Origin of the sequence: Streptomyces sp. NPDC012825 (genome assembly GCF_042900925.1) — a bacterium.
Taxonomy (GTDB): domain Bacteria; phylum Actinomycetota; class Actinomycetes; order Streptomycetales; family Streptomycetaceae; genus Streptomyces.
This window is the reverse complement of record NZ_JBIBBZ010000020.1, coordinates 15,670-33,728: the sequence shown is the minus strand read 5'-3', so window position 1 is coordinate 33,728 and position 18,059 is coordinate 15,670. Positions and strand designations below refer to the sequence as shown.

The window sequence follows — 18,059 nt, the reverse complement described above, 5'->3', positions numbered from 1 at the left end:
GGAAACCGCCGCGGATCTCCGGCGTCCCTACAGCACCGGCAGGTTCTTCCGCAGCTCGAACGCCGTGACCTCCGAGCGGTACTCCTCCCACTCCTGCTTCTTGTTGCGGAGGAAGTGGCGAACTCGGCCACCGGCCTCGGGCATCTGCTGATGATGCAGATCGCAGCGACCGGGAACCGGTGACTGCTGGTGGGTGTTGGTGTCCCTGGGCTGCCCTCGGACGGCCCAGGGACGGCCCGGCGGCAGGCACCCGTAGGCGACCCTCCTCGCAACCTCCGTTCGCCTGCCCTACGGGCACCAGCATGTCTGACAAGGCAGTCGCATCACAGCCTGAGGCTGTCACTCAGCGTTCGTGTTCTATACGCTATGCGCTCGTGCGTCGATGGCGCCGCCTGGGAAGGAGCCACAAGAGGAACATGAACCGACGCCCGCTCCTTACATATCTCGATCAAGCATGGAATCGCCTGTTTCGCGGGCGAGGGCGGTCAGAAATACCAGACATCATCAATTGGGCAGATATTAATTCCTGCTGGCCCGAAGTGCGCAAAAATGTTGTAGCAGCACTTCGGAGCGGCCAGGTAGGTCCCGATTATGTAGAAGTGTTAGACCTTCCCAAAAATACCGTTGCTGTACGCCCGATTGCGCGCCTAACAGTGCATGATCGGCTCATTTATGACACGCTTGCGTTCTCCATTGCCGAGCTAGTTGAGGCGCAGCTGCGCGATAGCGTCTATAGCGCTCGGTGGGGCGATAATGGCGAGTCCTTTTGGTCACCCATTAACTCCTGGGTTTCGATGCAGAAGCGCGGTGTGCAGATGCTATCCGAAACCCCTTTCCAACTGGCCCGAACTGACGTCGTTTCATTCTATGAGCACATTGACATCGAAACGTTGGCAGTAGACATTCAAGCCACTGGAGCTTCAACCTGGGTAACAGAAAGACTAATCACTTATCTTCGAATGTTTCAGTCATCGAGCCACGCTTGGGGGATACCGCAGGGCCCTGACTCTTCAGCCATTTTGGCAAATCTCTACCTTCTCCCTGTAGATGAGTTCGTCCATAGGTCACATTTCAAGTACCTTAGGTATTCAGATGACATGATGATCTTTGACACCGAGGGAGAGGCTCTTCGAAATAGCCTGCTTGAAATAAACGCGATCCTTCGATCGCGTCGCCTTTCGATGTCCACAACTAAAACCGACATCTATGACGAGGCACAGGCCGTTTCACAGCTTGAAAACCTGGAAAAAGACGCCATCAACTACGGGATAAAAATCAGAGAGGTTGGCGCCGAAGAAAGGCTCTACAAACTATTTTTGGGAGCAATCGAAGGGAAGCAAGTCGATCGAGATATCAAGTTCGCGCTCTTCCGTATGGGGAATCTAAGGGATGATCGAGCCCTTCCGTGGGCACTTCGACACCTCAAGGAAAGTCACCACTTGGCGGTTGAGCTGATCAAGTACCTTGAATGCTTCCCTGAACGTCTGCCCGCCGTCACCAGGGCCTACGTGTCCACGATGCATCAGGCCGCCGGCCACAAGTACGACAGCCTGGAGCAGCGAATACTGCAAGCCGCGACGCGCCAGAAAATCCGCTCGCCCGAAATCCGAGACGCAGCCTGGGCAATACTGGCGAACAAGAATAAGTCCAGTCTTCCTCGCGAGTTCGCTGCCCGATACCTTGGAAAGGTGAGCAGCATCGCTGATGGGCAACTATTGCGTCGGGAGTACGAACATGAATCCGACGTTAACGTTCGACGTGCACTACTCGTTGCAATGTACGAGGCACGCTCAGTTTCACGCCCACTCCTTGAGCGGCTGGCGCAATCAAACTCCAGACTAATGTGGGTTAGTCGTTACCTGCTCGGCAGCCCCGTCGTGCCCCTACCTCGCTAGGAGAGGTTTTGCTGCGGCTCACTATCTACATACTTCTAGCGATTTCAGCTGGAGTATCGAGTTTCTTCATTACGAATTCCACTGTCGTCAACATGACGGCCGGCCTCAGCGTTGGACTTTTTGTTCCGGTCATCGATGAGATGGCGCAGAACTGGGGAAACATTAGGCACCTTTGGTATTCGCTGCGCTATCGCAAGCGCTCTATTCGCGTCTCGACGTCGTACCTATTTAAAATCTGCCTTGACGGAAAGTACCTACTGATCCGGGGGTCGCGATATCGAACCCAATTCCAACCGGTGGGCGGGGTTCATAAAGTTTCGCCCCAAGGCAACGCCACACTTTCCGCCATGGGAGTAACGGACGATGACCTGATACCCCTTGACGCCGTGAGTTATGGCGATCTACGTGTTCGGGTCCCAGGGAAGAAAATATTTCAGTTTTTCAAATGGTTCGATTCTCGGCAAGGGCGTGAAGATTCCCCTTGGCGAGAATTTCAGGAAGAATTGCTGTCGACCGGCATTCTGCCGCAAGAAAAGTTTCCACACATTATGCATAACTACCTCAAGCGAGAGGTCGATCCGATTCGCTACAGCGAGTGGGCTGAGTCGCTAGAGATTCTTGTAGCAGACGTTTACGAGCTTGTGCCGAATCAGGAACAAGAAGAAGCCTTTCGGCAGCTAGCTACCGCTGAACATCCAGACATTGCGTGGGTCACCTCCCAGCAAATCAGACGTCGCGGTGCCGTCGCGGGGCAACCTCAGACCATCGAAATCTCGTCGCACAGTCAGAGGATCTTGTGACGAGGTCGACAGAGCGGCTTTAGGCTGGAGCTGCTTTAACGCGAGCAATCATGGTCCCAGGAGCTTCGGTGCGTCGGGCAGCCTGTGGGCCTGCCCGGTGAAGCACGAAGTTGGGTCGTCTGCGAGGCTCGCGTCAAAGGGGCCGATAAAGCCGTGGAGTCGACTGACTCAGCCACAGAAGGATCCGCCATCCAGCGACTTAAGTTGTCAGGCATGCAGCCGACGGTCGGGCTGCAGCGGACGGAGACAGGAGCGCGGGCCCGAACGACGGACCGCACGCGGCGCTGCTCACTATGTTGGATTTCAAACTGCCCGACGGATAGCGCTCGTACGTCGTCTAACTTGCATCTCCTGCGGACCGAGGTCGCTATGCCGAGATCCTGACCCACATGTGGACCGCGAGGCCCCGAAATCGCCCCTCTGCGGGCGCCAACCGCCGCCTGCTCGCTACCCGCGCCGGGTCCGAGCGATCTTCGGAAGAGAGGTTCACATGGCTAAGTCATCTGTCCTGCTCCCCGGATACGCTGGCTATCATCAGTCGCCGATCAGGGAGAGTGCGCCGAGGATGGGACCCAAGACGCAGAGGGTCTACGAGACGATCCGATCGTGGATCGAGTCCGGGCGCTACGGGCCTGGCGACAAGCTGCCGTCCGAGCGTGCGCTGAGCGTCGAGCTGGAGATCGGCCGCACCGCGCTGCGTCAGGCGCTCGCCCGTCTGTCGAACGAGCACTTCATCAAAGCTCACGACCGCAGTTCCTACCGTGTCCTCGGCGGCGAGAGCGTCCCGACGCCGGCGGAGATGGAGCCGTGGAAGATCCATGGCTCTCGCAACGTCTATGAGAACCGGTGGGTGACTCTGGACTTGGTCGACGTCGAGCCACCCGGAGTAGAACGCTTTGAGCACCATGTCGTCCGGCTCTTCCGCGTAGCGATCACGGCCGTGATCGACGACCAGGACCGCGTGCTCATGCTGTGGCGGTACCGCTTCGTGCCGCAGCAGTGGGGCTGGGAGTTGCCCGGTGGAATCGTGGACGCGGGCGAGGACCCTGCCACCACGGCGGCCCGCGAGACCGAGGAGGAAACGGGGTGGCGTCCTGGCCCCGTCGAGCACGTCGTCAGCTACCAGCCGATGATCGGCATGGTTGACTCGCCACATGAGATCTTCGTGGCCCGCGGCGCCGAGAAGGTCGGCGAGCCGACCGACGCCGAGGAGGCCGGGGAGATCGCGTGGATCCCCCTCGACGACATCCCGCGCCTGATGACCGAGGGCAAGCTCATGGGCTCCGGCACGCTCGTGGCACTGCTCCACATCCTCGCGTCCCGGTCTAGAGGCGCCCGGTAAGAAGCTCCACGCGCCGGCGGTACCGCACGGAGCCCGTGCGGTTCGCCAGCAACCGAGCCTTCTGAAGGTGGGTCCGCGCTTCGTCCAGCTCACCGCGGGTCAGGTGCGCCTGAGTGAGGTCGCAGTGGATACCGGAGTTCGCACGGACGAAGGTCTCATCGGCGCTGCGAAGCGAGGCGTACAGCTCCTCCATCGCTGAGGCATCACCGAGCTTGGCTAGGACGTTTCCCCGCCACCTCGACAGGTGGCCGGTGTTGAGGAAGATGCTCAGCATGTCGGCGTCGCGCACCTCGCCATCGTCCGGAAGGAGCGCGGTCGCTTGCTCAAGTGCCGCCCTCGCTGCCGACTCCATCTCCGGGCCGCCGACAGCGGCACACAGCTCCGCCTCAGCCGCCGCCAGCCACGCCCGCAGGCGAGGCGACTGACGTTCGGTGTGGGTGCGCTGTGCGTCTCGCACCAGTTCGACCGCCAGATGAGGCCGGCCGGCGTCCGCGAGTACGTACGCCTGCTCACCCATGGCGTGTGCGAGGTACAGCGGGGATTCGGCGTCCTGGGCCGCCTTCTTGGCGAGTTCGTAGCGGCGCCATGCCCGGTCCACGGCCCCGGCGTCCAACGCCTGCCAGGCGGCGAGGGTGGATGCTCCCGCGAGGGCAGTCGCGATGGGCCGCCGCGCTCCCGGCAGCACGGCGAAGGTCAACGCTTCCTCCATCGCCGCCAAGTGGCCGTTCATCTGGTCGACGAGGCCGGTCGCGCCCATCTGTCGGTCCATGGTGCGCAGTAGCTCGGTCTGGGCCAGGAACGCCGGGACCATGGACTGACTCAGACTGCCGGCCGCATCGATCCGGCTCAGCAGTTCCGCGTAACCGTCCGCCTGAGGCTCGGGGGTTTCATCCTCACCCCGCAGCTCGGTGTCGGTGGCGCCCAGGAGCGGCCGCAGGATCGCGGCGTAGCGATCCGTGATGGCGCGTCGCCCGTTCTCCCACTCCGACACGTAGGTCTTGAGGCTGGCCGCCGAAGCGATGTCGAGCAGCCGCTGCTCCGCGAACCGCCGCATCTCGTGAATTAGTCGGTCCTGTGACCACCCTCGCGCGGTCCGGATCGCCTTTAACCCCTTAGCCACGCCGCCTCCGTAAAGCCGCAGGTGAGAGCTGGTTAACCCCCTTGAGGTTAACCCCAGTTGGCTACCGAGGCACCCCACTTGGGCCGTTCTCTAGAGGAGCACACCGACACGCAATCCGAACCAGGGGTTGCATCTGGTGCGCACCAGATGCCAATCTATTGGTGCGCACCAGATGGACCGTAAAGGCCCTAACGGCGTGTGCTCAAGGCGGGGACGCTGCAATCCCGCTGAAGGCCAGGGGACAGGGCGTCGGCCCAACTGGCGAGGTGGCCCGGTGACCGCGAGCAACGGCCGGAGAGTGGGGACACGGTCCCCCTTGCAGTGCTCCACCCCTGTTGCCCGACGCCAAGGAGGTCGCGATGTTCCGACGAAGAACCCAGGCGCCGCCCCCGCTGGACCGGCATGGCGGCCACGCCCACCGCGTCACCTGACCACCACAGCCGCTTGCTGCGGCCGGTTGCCTCCTCCGCCCGTCCGGGCCCTTTTACCGGGTGCCGTACGGGCGGGGCCGAGGGGAGCCGGATGGTTCCAACGGCGAGACCCCCCGGTGCTCGAACACCGGAGGGTCGGTTCGGGCCGTTCGTACCTGGAAGGAACACACCCAATGTTGTCCATCGCTGCACTTCAGGCCGTTGTTACGGCCAATCCGTTCGACGGTGAGCCGTCGGACGAGGAGCTGGAGGCGATCGAGCAGGAACTTCCGCTGATCCTGGCGGAGGTCGACCTGCTCGACGCGCAGATCATGACGCTGGACCGTCCGGCCACCAAGCTGGACGAGCGGCGGATCCGCCGGGCCCGACACCGGGTCGTGGCGGCCCGCCGGGACCTGACCAACCGCGCTGGCACGGTGCGGTCGGGCGGTGCCGCGTGAGTGCCCTGAGGCTGGCGGACTTGTCCGCCCCGCTGCTCACGCTGCGGCTGCTCAACGCCGAGTTCGGGCACCTGCCGGCGCCTCACGTGACCGTCTCGACGGTCTACCCGGAGCGGCTGGAGCTGACGTTCCACGACGACTTCGCCGCCTTCGAGGCCTGGCGCGAGGCGCTGAACATCGCCCCCGGGGCGGTTGTTCACCGCGTTCAGTCCGACGGCCGGACCGGCGTCCTGCGCGTTCACGGGACGTTCGCCGGGGCCGAGCTGGAGCTGACCGGCTATGCGCCGGTCCCGGCCACGGCGCCGGTTCTGGCGGGTTCGGGGGTCGGGTCGTGAACGGTGTTCAGATCGGTTCAGCCGAGCGGGCCCTGTCGGTCGGCACCTGGCTGATCGTGTCCGGCGCGATGCTCTATTCCGTCCTTACCGTCACTCCGCTCATGCGGGCCCACACGGCGGATGAGTGGGACTGGACGGCGCCGATCCTGCCAATCGTGGTGGACGCGGCGGTCGTCATCGTGGTCCGTCTCGACTCGGTCCTGGCCCGCCTCGGCGGGCATGGCGGCCGGTGGCCGGTCGTGCTGCGGTGGATGACCGGCGGTATGACCCTGGCCCTGAACGTGGCGGACTCCGCGCTGAGGAAAGACCTGGTCGGGGTGGCGGTGCACGCGGTGGCGCCGCTGCTGCTGATCGTCACCGCCGAGACCGGACTCGCCTACCGACGGGCCATCACCGACGCGCTCGCCGCCGCCCAGCAGCGTGAACGGGCCGAGCGGGCCGAACGCGAGAAGGCGACTGCCGAGCGGGCCGAGTTGTCCGAGAAGCGGGCCCGGGAGGCGCGGGAGTTCGAGGCGCGGATGGCCCGTGAACAGCGCGAGCACGAAGCCTCCCTGGTCCGTGAACAGGCCGAGCGGGAAGAGCACGCACGGCGTGAGGAGCGCGAGCGGACCGAGGCCGTCGAAAGGGCTCAGCGGGAGGCGCGTGAACGCGCCGAGCGCGAGCGTGAACAGCAGCGCATCGAGCGTGAACGCCGTGAACGCGAGGCCACCGAGCGCATGGAAAAGGAGCGCCAGGAGCGTGAGGAGCGGGCCGCCCGTGAACAGCGCGAGCGGGAAGAGCGCGCCGAGCGTGAACGCGCCGCACTGCTCGCCGCCGGCCCCGCGAGCGTGAAGCAGTCCGAGGAGCAGGCCCGCAAGACCGTCACCGCCGCCTTCCGCGCGAGCGTGCCGGTGCGGCAGGCCGCCGAGCTGTGCGGCTGGTCGGTCGGCTGGGTCTCCACCCGCTACCAGGAACTCCGCGACACCACCCCCGCCCGCTCCCTGGAAGGAGCCGCCCAGTGAAGCTCTCCCCCAACACCAACCCGACCGAGCCCTCGAATCTGCTGATCCGGTTCCACAACCAGACCGGTGCCGCTGTCGACATCACCGGCACCGAGCGCGGGCACGCCTCGCGCTGGCACTGCCACGGCTGCGGCGAGTGCTCCGGGAAGCACGGCCTCTCGTTCGCCCGCGATGAGGCGAACCACCACGCCACCACCTGCCGGGCCTCTCATCACCGACTGCGCTGATGGCGAGCCTGCCTGTCTACGGCTGGCGCTTCGCCCCGGAGGGCCTGGCCACCTTCCGCCAGCTCCGCGCCCTGGGGCTGCGGCCTGGCGGTCAGCCGGTGGTGGCCCAGCTCGAACGGCTCCGCCGACGGCGCGGCCCGCTGATCGCCTACCTCTACCGCGTCGACCAGGCCAAGCCCGTCCGCCCCATGACCCCCGCCAAGCGGGCGGCCCTGGCCAAGGCGAACACGGCCCGGCAGGTCTGCCCGGAGTGCGGTCGGGATGCCGGATACCGCATCCCCGCCTCGCTCGGCATGTGCGTCCCCTGCGCGGACGCCCCCACCCCACTCGCTTCCTGATCTGGAGGTTTCCCTCGTGGATCGCAGCACCGCGCAGGGCTCGCACGTCTACGTGCTGACCCTGCAGAACTCCCAGCACAGCGCATGCACCGTCTCCGGCACCTACACCCCGGCCCCGGGCGTGACGCGCTTCGACGCCCTGACCCAGCTCCGCATCGACATGGTCCGCCAGTACCCCTCCATGGAGGGCGCGGTCGTCCTGTACTTCGCCCTGGAGCCCAACCACCTCACCCCCGCCGGGGAGGTGGCCCGGTGACGGACCTCAGCACCGAGCAGGTCACCGCCCCCGCCCCGCCGCCGTCCCCGCCCACCCCTGCGCCCCCGCCGCCCGCCGAGCAGGCGGCGGTCAAGGAGACGGCGAAGGTGGAGCACACGGCGGGTGGGTGGCCGGTGGTGCCGTTGGCCACGACCGGCGCGAACAGCACGGTCACCGGTCTGGCCGCTGCCGCCCTGGTGGGTGGTCCGGCTGGTATCGCCACCGCGGTCGCCAGCGTGGCAGTGGTTGGCGGTGCGGTTCTGGCTCGCCGGGCAGTCCGCAACCGCACCGTCAAGACCACCCGCGCCGAAATGAAGACCAAGAACGTGCCCGCACCCCGGGTCTCCCGGCAGAGTTCCGGCGGCACACGGGGCGCCAGCACCACGGGTGCGGGTGCGAAGCGGGGCGGCTCCGGTGCGTCGTCCCGCTCCGGCAAGCCCACCCCGGGCAAGGGCCGTTTCACCGGGTCGACCACTTCGGGCGCCTCTTCGGCCCGGACGGGCCAGTCGGCGGGGCGGGTCGGGCAGGTGAAGGCGTTGCGGCAGGCCGCGAGCACATCGGCGCCGACCCGGTCCCAGCGCCGCGCCCAAGCCACGCAGAACCGGCGGCATGCCGCCGACACCCGCCGCAACAGCCCTGCTTCCCGCCAGACCGCCCGCACCGGCAGCTCTGCCGGAATGGGCACCTCGGGCCCGAAGAGCCAGGGTCGGGACCGGAGTCGAAGCCTGGCGTCCAAGCTGGGTGGGAAGGTCCGGGCCGGTCGTGACACCGCTGTTCAGCGGGCCCGGGCGGCGCGGGACCGGCAGGCGGCGAAGGCGGTGGACGCTTCCCGCGGGAAGGTCCGCGCCGCCCTCGCCGCGAAGCAAAAGCGGGCCATGACCCGGGCGGTGCGCAAGCAGGCCCGCAAGGCGCTGCGGAAGTCGGCGCTGCGCAAGCAGGGCCGCCGCCTGCTCGCCGCCCTCCTGGCCGCCCCGGTCGGCGCCCTGGGTCTGCTGACCACGCCGCTGGGTCGCAAGCTCGGCATCAAAGCTCTCCAGCACCCCGGCCGGCGCCTCTACCGGCGCCTGATGCGCACCGCCGAAGAACAGCAGGCCCTGCGCGATCAGAAGATCCGTGAGCAGCAGGCGACCGCCGAGGCCGCCATCGACGCCGACCTGGCTCCTGAGCAGCAGATCGGCGGCATCGTCCAGCGTCCCGCCTTCCTCGCCCCCGCCCTGCCCGCATCGCCCGTGGAGGTTGTGAACGTGTCCGGTTTCAAGTTCGAAGAGGCCGCCGCCGAGATGGAGAACGCGGCCCGCACCTACGAGCCCGAGACGGCCATGGAGATCCTGTCCATGGTCGACAACCTCCCCGACGCGCTGACGTCGGTCGCCAACACCTTCCGGATCCTGGCCGAGCGCTCCGACTCGGAGTTCCCGCTGGAGAAGGACATCGCCGGCGCCTTCGACGAGATCTACGGCGCGCTGATGCGCGCGGTCGACTCCTCCGCCGATCTGTCCCCGCTGTTCCGGCAGGTTCACGAGCACGACATCGCCCGGCACACCGACCCCCGCAACGGCCCCGAGGCCGAGAAGGGCTGGAACGTCTGATGAAGACCACCACCGACACCGTCACGACGGGGCCGGTGTGGGACTGGGCAGCCGGTCACGGACCCGTGACCGGCGCCCTGTCCGCCACCACCGGAGCCCTCGCCCTCGCGACCACCGGAGCGGCCACCGGCATGCCGCCCGCCTGGGCCCTCGCGGTCGGCACCGCCGGTGCCATCGGCCACACCATCTCCACCCTCCGCGAACGCCTCTCCGCCCGTACCCTCACCCTCCGCGCCTCCTCCTGGCTCCTGGGTGCCGGATGGACGACGTGGGCGATCGCGGACGGGCCGCTGACCTGGCAGGCCATCGGCTCCCTCGCCGTCCTCGGCGTCGGCATCGGCACCGCTTCCCGATCCGTCGGCTTGTACGAGGACGCGCGGGAGCTGGAGCTGATCGCTCTGGCGGACCGGCAGGTCAACGCCGAGATCCAGGCCGAACGCCGCACCCTCGCGGCCGAGTGGGTCGAGCGGATCCAACGCGTTTCCGGGGTCACCGTGACGGTGCTGGCGATCGAGAAGTGGCCCACCGCCACCGGCTTCACCATCGACGCCGAACTCCCCGGCGCGACCACCTACGACCGGATCGCCAAGGACTCCGCCCTGCTCTCCGCCGACGCCCGCCTCCCGCACGGCTGCACCGTCGCCGCCACCCCCGGCATCCACCAGGGCCGGGTCCTCATCGACATCTCCACCGTCAACGTCCTGGCCGGAGAGATCCCCTACCCGTCCGAGTACGGCCCGCTGTCCATCCACACCGGCCTGCCCTGGGGCGTGCGCTCCGACGGCCGGGACGTCCTGGTGCACCTGCGTGAGCAGTGCGCGCTGATCGTGGGACCGACCGGGTCGGGCAAGACCAACATGGTCCACGACGTCCTCGCCGGGTTCGCCCGCGCCACGGACATCCTGAGCTGGGTCATCGACCTCAACGCCGGATCCGCCGGCCTGCCCTGGGTGCGCCCCGCCTTCGACGGCGACGGCACCGCCGACCGGGAGACGCGGCCCGGGATCGACTGGCTCGCCTCCACCCCCGAGGAGGCCGAGCTGATGCTCGACACCGCTCTGCGAGTGGGCAAGCACCGCAAGGTCGTCTACCAGGATCTGATGGCGAAGGAGAACACCGACCTGCTGCCCATCTCCGCCCGGATCCCGCAGATCATGATCCTGATCGACGAGGGCGCCGAGATCCTGACCAGCAACGATCCGAAGATGCGCAAGCTCGCCGCGAAGATCGTGGAAGTCATCCGGCTGCTGCGGTCCATGGGCATCCGCACCGTCCTCACCGCCCTCGGGGCCACCGGATCGGTGCTGGGGAACCTGATGATCCGCCGCGAGGCCAAGACCCGGGTCTGCCTGACCGGCGGCGAGGTCGAAGGCATGGACCTCTCCCGCATCTTCCAGGGCTCCCGAGGCCTGCGGCCCGAGCAGGCCCCCTACAAGGGCGCCGGATTCATCGGCAGCCCCGAATCCGCCCCCGGCCTGTTCAAGTCCTGGCGGATCACCCCCAACCAGATCGCCGACATCGTCCGCGCCACCTCCACCCTCCATCCCCGGCTGGACGAGCCGTCCGCGAAGGTCGCCGGGCCCGACTACGCCCGCCGCTGGGATGCCAGCCGCACCGCCTGGATGCGCACCACCGATGAGACCGGCACACGACCGGTCCCGCCGGCCGAGACCCGCCCGGCGCGTCCGGGCGGGCTGAACCTCTCCGCCCTGCGCGACGCCCCCGCACCGGCCGCTCCGGCGGCCGACGAGGACACGCTCGCCGCACAGTTCATGGCCCAGATCGACGCCCAGTTCGGCACCACCAGCGAACCCGGCACCCCGGCCGAGGACGAGTCGGAACAGCCGCGCGGACTGAACCTGTCGGCGTTCCGGATCGAGCAGCAGGACAGCGAAGCCCGCACCGCCGCACTCGCCGTGCTCCTGGCCGCCGGCCCCGAAGGCACCGGAGCCTCGGCCATCGCCCGCGCACTCGGCGAGGAACACGGCACCAGCCGTCAGACCGTGGTCGGCTGGCTCAAGGAGTGGACCGAGGAAGGCACCGCGGTGCGTGTCGGTACGGGCACCAAGACCCGCTACGTCCACCGCCGCCACGCCCCCAGCTAGGCGTCACCGCGCGGCTTTCTGCTCCTGGTGCGCCAGGTAGATCCCCCGCAGCGTGCACAGCAGCCCGGTCGCCACGCCGAGCCCGACCACCCACATGAGCCAGGTGCTGAAGAAACCAGCGCTATCCGTCGCCATCACGTAGCCGGCCACCAGCCAAAGGACGGTACCGACGACGTTGCCCACCAACCGAACACGCGGACTGAACTTCACTTCTACATCCCCCCAATAGGCAACGGCAGCAGTGCCGTTGTCGGGCAAGGCGTCACGAGACCATCACCGCGCCGCACGCCGCATATCGTCTGTCGCCCGCCACCGCCCAACAAGGGCCTCAAGTGCCTCGCAGAGGGCCAAAAGCGCCTTGTGACCTGCAAGGCGACAAGCGACAAGACAAGACAAGCGACAAGCCACGCGACAAGCCGGACGACAAGCAGACCACCGGGCAGCACCCCACACACGGGGGTGCTGCCCGGCCCGTTGAAGGGACCCCGTTGTGCCCGAACCCACCCCGTACGAGATCACCACCCCCCACCCCTGGAACCCGCAGCGGCTGCCCGCCGGACAGCCGATGATCCTGCCCGCCCAGATCCCGCCGGGCGTCGACTGGGTCACCCTCCCCAACGGCGTGCGCACCCTCGCCTACACCCACCCCACCGCCCCGCAGCAGATTCCGGTTACCGCCCCACAGCCGGTTCCGACATGGGCCAAGACCACCGCCCTGCTCGCCCCCACCGTCGGCGGCGGGATCGCCGCCGGCGGCATCGGCCTCTCCTACGCCGCCCCGGGACTCATCGCCATGAGCCACGCCCTGTGGTCCGCCGCCGCCCTCGTCGTCGCCGCCGTCATCGCCGTCCCCGTCCTGCTCCGCACCGCCCGCCGCTCCATCGGCAGCGGCATCAGTGCGGGCGCGGGGCAGGGCGGCGGGGCGACGCACATCACGCAGAACATCACCGCCACCGGCATGTTCGGCCGCGCCAACGGAACCATCCACCACTGCTGACAAGCCGAAGGCGGCCCCCGCGACTCGCCAAAGAACCGGGACCGCCTTCGTAATCCAGCACCGAACAAGAGAACTGGAGACACCAAGCATGACCCAACCCACCGACATTCGGCGAGAGCACACCGCCCGGCCGTTACTGCTCGACCTGTTCTGCTGCGCCGGCGGCGCCGGTACCGGCTACCGGCGGGCTGGGTTCGACGTCGTCGGCGTCGACATCGCCCCGCGCCCGAACTACCCCTTCACCTTCCACCGGGCCGACGCCCTGACCTTCCTGGCGGACCTGATCGCCACCGGCGAGATCGGACGGTTCGCCCTCGTCCACACCTCCCCGCCGTGCCAGGCCGGATGCGCGCTGACCGTGGGCACCAACCGGTCCAAGGGCTGGGGCGGCAGCCACGTCGACCTCGTCCCGCCCACCCGCGTGCTGTTGGAGGCGTCCGGCCTGCCGTACGTCATCGAGCAGCCCAACGGCCGCGCCGAGATCCGCAAGGACCTCACCCTGTGCGGCGAACAGTTCTCCCTCGGCGTCCTGCGGCACCGGAACTTCGAACTCGGCCACTGGTCCGTCGCCCGGCCCGCCCACCCCAAGCACCGGGGCCGGGTCCGGGGGTGGCGACACGGGGAGTTCTTCGACGGCCCCTACGTCGCCGCCTACGGCAACGGCGGCGGCAAGCCCTCCGTGCCCGAGTTGCAGACGGCCATGGGCATCACCTGGACCGACGTCCGCGAGGAGCTGACCGAGGCCATCCCTCCCGCCTACACCCACTGGATCGGCGCCCAGTTCCTCGCCCAGATGCGTGCGGGGGTGGCCGCGTGAACAGCATCCCCACCACCGCCCTCGGCCTCGCCGAAGGTGGGCTGCCGGTGCTGCCCCTGCGGGCCGACAAGCGGCCCTTCGGCAACTGCCGCGCCTGCGGCGACTTCGCCTGCGGCGGGCGGCCGAACATGCGGGTCCCCGGCCCGTGCGCCTGCCCGTGGCCGTGCCACGGCTGGGCAGCGGCCACCACCGACCCCGCCGTCGTCGCCTCCCCGCAGTGGGCGGCGGCGTGGCGGCGGGCGCGGGCGATCGGCTACCACCCCGGCGGCGCCGGCGTGACCGTGGTCGACCTCGACAATCAGGCCGCCGTCACCTGGGCCCGGGAGAACCTGCCGCCCACTACGACCGTGGCCACCACGCGCGGCGAGCACTGGATCTACCGAGGCACCGTCCGGTCGGTGAACGCCATCCGTGAGGGCGTGGACATCAAGTCGGCCATGTCCTACGCCCGCTGGCTCGGCCCCGGTACCGGCCCCCTGGCCGACGTCCCGGCCGCCGTGCACGAGTTGGTCAAGGTGAGGCCCGCCGTCCGGCCCGCGCCCCGCGCCGTCACGGTGCCCGCGCTCGCCGGGGGCGGGGAATGCCCGCATCGCTCGCCGGTCTACCTGGAGCGCGGGATCGCCATGGCCGAGCAGCGCATCAGCACGGCGACGAGCGGGGTGCATGCGGCGGTGTACCGGACGTTCCTGGCGGTACTGGCCGCGCACGGCCGGTGCGGCTGCCTGACCGAGGCGCACATCGGGCGCCTGTTCACCGCCGCCCAGGCCAGGGGCGAATCCGCCCGGCACTGCACCGACGCGTGGGCCAACGCCTCCGCGGCTTTGGGGATGTAGCCATGTCCGAGGACGAGAAGAACCCGGCCCGCCAGATCATCAGCGATTACGCGCGGGAGCACTTTCGCTACTTCCGCACGGTCGACGGCACCGTCTACGCCCAGCGCAATGGCCACCCCGTCGCCCGCCCGATCCGCTCCCAGGGCACGACCGGGAGCCACCGGCAGGAACTCATGGTCGGCCTGTTCCGCGACGGGCTCGGCGTCTTCAACGGAACCGCCTTGAAGGAGGCACTCGACTTGATCGAAGCACTCGCGCTCACTGAGGACGTCCAGCCCATCCACATCCGCGTCGCCCCCGGCTTCGACGGCGCGACATGGCTCGACCTGGGCCGCGATGACGGCCAGTCTGTCCGCATCCACCCCACCGGCTGGGAGATCCGCACCCCCGACCCCCGCGAGGTCTGCTGGCGGCGTACCCAGCTCACCGGGGAACTCCCGCTGCCCGTGAAGGGCACCGACGGCAAGGGGATCGACCGGCTGATGCGGCTGTGCAACTTTGCCAGCGCCCAGGGCGAGGCCCTGGCCCTCGCGTGGCTGGTCGGCTGCCTCGGCCCCGACGCCCCCGTCCCCGCCCCGTTCCTCACCGGCCCGCAGGGAGCGGGCAAGTCCACCGCCGGGAAGATGCTGGTGCGGATCATCGAGGGCATGAGCGGCGACCTGCGCCGCGCCCCGAAGGACGAGGAGAACCTGATCACCGCCGTCGCCGCCGGATGGATCACCGGCCTGGACAACCTGAGCCACCTCGGCCCCGACCTCTCCGACCTGATGTGCTGCATCGTCACCGGAGCCGAGAACATCAAGCGCGCCCTGTTCACCGACGGCGACGTGGTGCGCTCCCGCTACCGCCGGCCGATGCTGCTCACCGGCATCGACGTCGGCGTCATCCGCCCCGACCTCGCCGAACGCCTCCTCCCCCTCCGCCTGGAGCGGCCGAGGGTGCGGCGGACGGAGGCGGAGCTGTGGGGCGAGTTCGCCGAAGCGCTGCCCGTGATCCTCGGCTCCGTCCTCGACCTCGCGGTCGAGATCCGTGCGGCGCAGGCCGACATCCCGACCGACCTGCGGATGGCGGACTTCGCCCACCTGTGCGCGCAGCTGGATGCGGCCCGGAACTTCGGTGCCCTGGAGGCCTACCGGGCGAGCCTGGACGACCTCAACGACGACGTCATCGAGGGCGACATCCTCGCCCAGACCGTCCTCAAGCGCGCCGCCGACATCGAACCGGGCAGCGAGGTGCGGATGACGTCGGCTGAGTGGCTGCATGCCCTGACCCAGCTCTACACCGACGAAGGAGAGTTCCGGCCCCTGCCCAAGGGATGGCCCACCACCGGCAAAGTCCTCTCCGACCGCCTCAAGCGCCTCCAGCCCGTCCTGGCCGCCCGGGGTGTCCTGGTCGACTGGGGACGCACCAAGACCGCCCGCTACATCGAGATGACCCGGCCCGTGCCGCCGACCAACGAGCAGCAGACGGCGTTCTGACCGCAGCAGCGGGACCGCTCGCGCACAAGCAAGAGGAGCGCGCCTCGCCCCGGCGTCGGGGTGCTCCTCTTGCCCTTCGGCGGCTCGCCGCCGCCCAAAGGGCGTGCCGCTTCGCGGCTCCCCATTCGCGTCTGAAGGCGCACACAACAACAGAGACAACCCCCGTCTTTTTCCTAAGTAGAAAGACGCTGCGTCACCCGCGTCACCACGGCCCCGGAAACCGCACCTGACCTGCACGGACAAGGGTGACGCAGAGCCCGAATCTCTGCGTCATCCTGCGTCATCTGCGTCACCCCGGTGACGGATGGCCGCGTCACGGGTGACACACGCCGCCGCTCCCTGCGTCACCTGAAACCGCAGGTCAGACCCCCGAATGACGCAGATGACGCGATGACGCAGAAATTCCCACCTCGGACACACGCGCCTCCCCAAGGCGCCCTCTCAGCACTGGCAAGCCAACTGTTCACAAGCCAGAGGAGAGCCAATATGGCATCCGCCGTGACCACCCTGCGGGCCGGACTCCCGGACCGGTACCTCACCCCCGAGGACATCGCCGAACTCTTCGATGTCCCCCTGGAGACCGTCTACCACTGGCGCAAGAAGCGCACCGGCCCGCCCGGATTCCGCGTCGGCCGCCACGTCCGCTACGACCCCGCCGCCGTCCGAGCTTGGGTCACCCAGCAAAGCGAGTTCGACGCTGCTGCCTGATCTGCCCCTCACCGGTCTATGCCGCCCCCGTCGTGGGGCGGCACAGGCCTTTCCATACTTCGAAAGGAACCGCACCCGCCCATGGCCGGCCACGTCCAGGACCGCTGGTACAAGACCGAGACCGACGCCGACGGCAAGGAGCGCCGGGTCAAAACCGACCGCTACGGCACCGGCATGCGTTACCGGGCCCGCTACATTGGGCCCGACGGCACTGAGAAGTCCAAGAGCTTCCCGGACAAGCAGAAGCGCCTCGCGGACAAGTGGCTCTCCGCCATCGAGGCCGACATGAGCCGCGGGCAGTACATCGACCCGTCCGCCGGACGGATTACGTTCCAGCAGTACGGCGAGAAGTGGCTCGCCTCCCAGACAACGGACCCGACGACGCGCACGACGGTGGGCGTCCACCTCCGTCTGCACGCGTTCCCGTACCTCGGAACGCGTCCGATCGACTCGTTCCGGCCCGAGCACATCCGCGAGTGGCTCGCGGCGCTGGAGAAGGCCCTTCCCGTGTCCTCGTACCGCCGGGTCATCTTCGCCAGCGTCTCCGCCGTGCTCGCCGCGGCCGTGGACGACGAGCTGCTCGCCAAGAACCCGTGCAAGTCGCGTTCGGTCCGGCCGCCAGCGCCGGTCGAGCCGCGGGTGAGGCCGTGGGCGGCGGAGCGGGTGTTCGCCATCCGCTCGGCGCTGCCGAAGCGCTACCAGGCGATGGTCGACATCGGAGGGGGGTGCGGTCTCCGCCAGGGCGAGATCTTCGGACTGGCGGAGGAGCACGTCAGGTTCGACACCGGATGGCTCCACGTCGCGAATCAGGTGAAGGTCGTGAACGGGCATCTCGTCTTCGGGCCGCCGAAGCGTGGAAAGGAGCGGGACGTCCCGCTCCCCCGCTAGGTCGCCCGCGTTCTTCACGAGCACGCCGAGGAATTCCCGCCCGTCGACGTCTCACTGCCGTGGCTGAAGCCGGACGGGCCGCTCGTCACGAAGCGGCTGTACTTCTCGCTCACCGGCGGCGGCGCCGTGCGCCGGACCGACTTCAACACCCGCGTGTGGAAACTCGCCCTCGTCCAGGCCGGCGTGATTCCGGAACCCAAGAAGGGCGCGCGTCACCAGGCGGCCCGCGAACACGGAATGCACGCGCTGCGGCACTTCTACGCGTCCGTGCTCCTCGACGCCGGCGAGAACATCAAGGCGCTCAGCTCGTACCTCGGTCACGGTGACCCCGGGTTCACGCTCCGGGTCTACACGCACCTGATGCCGAGCAGCGACGGACGGGCCCGCCGGGCCGTGGACGGGCTCTACGAGGGCCCCGGTTCGACGTCTGACGGCCCAGAGACGGCCCAGGCCGAGTAG

At 68.2% G+C, this 18,059-nt stretch carries 18 protein-coding genes and 2 pseudogenes; 17 read left to right on the top strand and 3 right to left on the bottom strand.

Features of this window, described 5'->3' with window-relative positions:
* Nucleotides 1-27: 27 nt before the first annotated feature.
* Nucleotides 28-114: pseudogene (locus tag ACFY7E_RS28470) on the bottom strand (glutamine synthetase); the annotation flags it as partial.
* A 302-nt stretch (nt 115-416) separates the two neighbouring features.
* Here ACFY7E_RS28470 and ACFY7E_RS28465 point away from each other — a divergent pair.
* From ACFY7E_RS28465 to ACFY7E_RS28455, 3 genes are all read left to right on the top strand, one after another.
* A complete protein-coding gene (locus ACFY7E_RS28465) occupies nt 417-1,895 on the top strand; it encodes an RNA-directed DNA polymerase (RefSeq protein ID WP_389489781.1) in 1,479 nt (492 codons plus the stop codon).
* A 92-nt stretch (nt 1,896-1,987) separates the two neighbouring features.
* Entirely contained in the window at nt 1,988-2,695 is a 708-nt protein-coding gene (locus tag ACFY7E_RS28460) for a hypothetical protein (protein ID WP_389489779.1), read from the top strand.
* 565 nt (nt 2,696-3,260) lie between these two features.
* The gene (locus ACFY7E_RS28455; RefSeq protein ID WP_389489777.1) at nt 3,261-4,037 is read left to right on the top strand and encodes an NUDIX domain-containing protein; all 777 of its coding nucleotides are present in this window, start codon (nt 3,261-3,263) and stop codon (nt 4,035-4,037) included.
* On the opposite strand, the gene ACFY7E_RS28450 is transcribed toward ACFY7E_RS28455, so the two are convergent.
* Nucleotides 4,021-5,091 carry an XRE family transcriptional regulator gene (locus tag ACFY7E_RS28450; protein ID WP_389489775.1) on the bottom strand — a complete coding sequence of 357 codons (1,071 nt, stop codon included), beginning with the start codon at nt 5,089-5,091 and terminating at the stop codon, nt 4,021-4,023. The two genes, ACFY7E_RS28455 and ACFY7E_RS28450, sit on opposite strands and share 17 nt — an antisense overlap.
* 670 nt (nt 5,092-5,761) lie before the next feature.
* Between ACFY7E_RS28450 and ACFY7E_RS28445 the strand changes: the two genes are divergently transcribed.
* The 8 genes from ACFY7E_RS28445 to ACFY7E_RS28410 are packed head-to-tail and all read left to right on the top strand — an operon-like array spanning nt 5,762 to nt 11,879.
* The gene (locus tag ACFY7E_RS28445; RefSeq protein WP_389489772.1) at nt 5,762-6,028 is read left to right on the top strand and encodes a DUF6284 family protein; all 267 of its coding nucleotides are present in this window, start codon (nt 5,762-5,764) and stop codon (nt 6,026-6,028) included.
* A gap of 20 nt (nt 6,029-6,048) precedes the next feature.
* Complete coding sequence (locus ACFY7E_RS28440; RefSeq protein WP_389489770.1) at nt 6,049-6,363, top strand: hypothetical protein; 315 nt, start codon at nt 6,049-6,051, stop codon at nt 6,361-6,363.
* Nucleotides 6,360-7,364, top strand: a complete 1,005-nt coding sequence (locus ACFY7E_RS28435) for a DUF2637 domain-containing protein (protein ID WP_389489768.1) — start codon at nt 6,360-6,362, stop codon at nt 7,362-7,364. Before ACFY7E_RS28440 ends, ACFY7E_RS28435 begins: the two co-directional genes overlap by 4 nt.
* On the top strand, nt 7,361-7,591 hold the full coding sequence (locus ACFY7E_RS28430; protein WP_389489766.1) for a hypothetical protein: 231 nt from the start codon (nt 7,361-7,363) through the stop codon (nt 7,589-7,591). Before ACFY7E_RS28435 ends, ACFY7E_RS28430 begins: the two co-directional genes overlap by 4 nt.
* Nucleotides 7,591-7,929: an RRQRL motif-containing zinc-binding protein gene (locus ACFY7E_RS28425; protein WP_389489764.1), complete on the top strand. Its 339-nt coding sequence runs from the start codon at nt 7,591-7,593 to the stop codon at nt 7,927-7,929. The genes ACFY7E_RS28430 and ACFY7E_RS28425 overlap by 1 nt, the downstream gene beginning before the upstream one ends.
* 16 nt (nt 7,930-7,945) lie before the next feature.
* On the top strand, nt 7,946-8,185 hold the full coding sequence (locus ACFY7E_RS28420; protein ID WP_389489761.1) for a hypothetical protein: 240 nt from the start codon (nt 7,946-7,948) through the stop codon (nt 8,183-8,185).
* The gene (locus ACFY7E_RS28415) at nt 8,182-9,774 is read left to right on the top strand and encodes a hypothetical protein (protein WP_389489758.1); all 1,593 of its coding nucleotides are present in this window, start codon (nt 8,182-8,184) and stop codon (nt 9,772-9,774) included. Before ACFY7E_RS28420 ends, ACFY7E_RS28415 begins: the two co-directional genes overlap by 4 nt.
* Nucleotides 9,774-11,879, top strand: coding sequence for a hypothetical protein (locus tag ACFY7E_RS28410; protein WP_389489756.1), 2,106 nt, complete (start codon nt 9,774-9,776; stop codon nt 11,877-11,879). The genes ACFY7E_RS28415 and ACFY7E_RS28410 overlap by 1 nt, the downstream gene beginning before the upstream one ends.
* Nucleotides 11,880-11,882: 3 nt before the next feature.
* On the opposite strand, the gene ACFY7E_RS28405 is transcribed toward ACFY7E_RS28410, so the two are convergent.
* The gene (locus ACFY7E_RS28405; RefSeq protein ID WP_389489754.1) at nt 11,883-12,137 is read right to left on the bottom strand and encodes a hypothetical protein; all 255 of its coding nucleotides are present in this window, start codon (nt 12,135-12,137) and stop codon (nt 11,883-11,885) included.
* Between the two features lie 232 nt (nt 12,138-12,369).
* Between ACFY7E_RS28405 and ACFY7E_RS28400 the strand changes: the two genes are divergently transcribed.
* The 6 genes and pseudogenes from ACFY7E_RS28400 (at nt 12,370) to ACFY7E_RS28375 (ending at nt 18,059) form a co-directional block, all read left to right on the top strand.
* On the top strand, nt 12,370-12,876 hold the full coding sequence (locus ACFY7E_RS28400; protein ID WP_389489752.1) for a hypothetical protein: 507 nt from the start codon (nt 12,370-12,372) through the stop codon (nt 12,874-12,876).
* An 88-nt stretch (nt 12,877-12,964) separates the two neighbouring features.
* Nucleotides 12,965-13,693 (top strand): DNA methylase, encoded by a 729-nt coding sequence (locus tag ACFY7E_RS28395; RefSeq protein WP_389489750.1) that lies wholly within the window; start codon nt 12,965-12,967, stop codon nt 13,691-13,693.
* Nucleotides 13,690-14,526 (top strand): DNA primase, encoded by an 837-nt coding sequence (locus ACFY7E_RS28390; RefSeq protein ID WP_389489748.1) that lies wholly within the window; start codon nt 13,690-13,692, stop codon nt 14,524-14,526. The genes ACFY7E_RS28395 and ACFY7E_RS28390 overlap by 4 nt, the downstream gene beginning before the upstream one ends.
* A gap of 2 nt (nt 14,527-14,528) precedes the next feature.
* Entirely contained in the window at nt 14,529-16,004 is a 1,476-nt protein-coding gene (locus tag ACFY7E_RS28385; protein ID WP_389489746.1) for an ATP-binding protein, read from the top strand.
* Between the two features lie 486 nt (nt 16,005-16,490).
* On the top strand, nt 16,491-16,712 hold the full coding sequence (locus ACFY7E_RS28380; RefSeq protein WP_389489744.1) for a helix-turn-helix domain-containing protein: 222 nt from the start codon (nt 16,491-16,493) through the stop codon (nt 16,710-16,712).
* 81 nt (nt 16,713-16,793) lie between these two features.
* Nucleotides 16,794-18,059 (top strand): annotated as a pseudogene (locus ACFY7E_RS28375) (tyrosine-type recombinase/integrase).

Excerpts from the sequence above, each read along its gene's own strand:
- ACFY7E_RS28465 (WP_389489781.1), top strand. The coding sequence starts at position 417 with ATGAACCGACGCCCGCTCCTTACATATCTCGATCAAGCATGGAATCGC.
- ACFY7E_RS28460 (WP_389489779.1), top strand. The coding sequence starts at position 1,988 with ATGACGGCCGGCCTCAGCGTTGGACTTTTTGTTCCGGTCATCGATGAG.
- ACFY7E_RS28455 (WP_389489777.1), top strand. The coding sequence starts at position 3,261 with ATGGGACCCAAGACGCAGAGGGTCTACGAGACGATCCGATCGTGGATC.
- ACFY7E_RS28450 (WP_389489775.1), bottom strand. The coding sequence starts at position 5,091 with ATGCGGCGGTTCGCGGAGCAGCGGCTGCTCGACATCGCTTCGGCGGCC.
- ACFY7E_RS28445 (WP_389489772.1), top strand. The coding sequence starts at position 5,762 with ATGTTGTCCATCGCTGCACTTCAGGCCGTTGTTACGGCCAATCCGTTC.
- ACFY7E_RS28425 (WP_389489764.1), top strand. The coding sequence starts at position 7,591 with ATGGCGAGCCTGCCTGTCTACGGCTGGCGCTTCGCCCCGGAGGGCCTG.
- ACFY7E_RS28410 (WP_389489756.1), top strand. The coding sequence starts at position 9,774 with ATGAAGACCACCACCGACACCGTCACGACGGGGCCGGTGTGGGACTGG.
- ACFY7E_RS28395 (WP_389489750.1), top strand. The coding sequence starts at position 12,965 with ATGACCCAACCCACCGACATTCGGCGAGAGCACACCGCCCGGCCGTTA.
- ACFY7E_RS28385 (WP_389489746.1), top strand. The coding sequence starts at position 14,529 with ATGTCCGAGGACGAGAAGAACCCGGCCCGCCAGATCATCAGCGATTAC.
- ACFY7E_RS28380 (WP_389489744.1), top strand. The coding sequence starts at position 16,491 with ATGGCATCCGCCGTGACCACCCTGCGGGCCGGACTCCCGGACCGGTAC.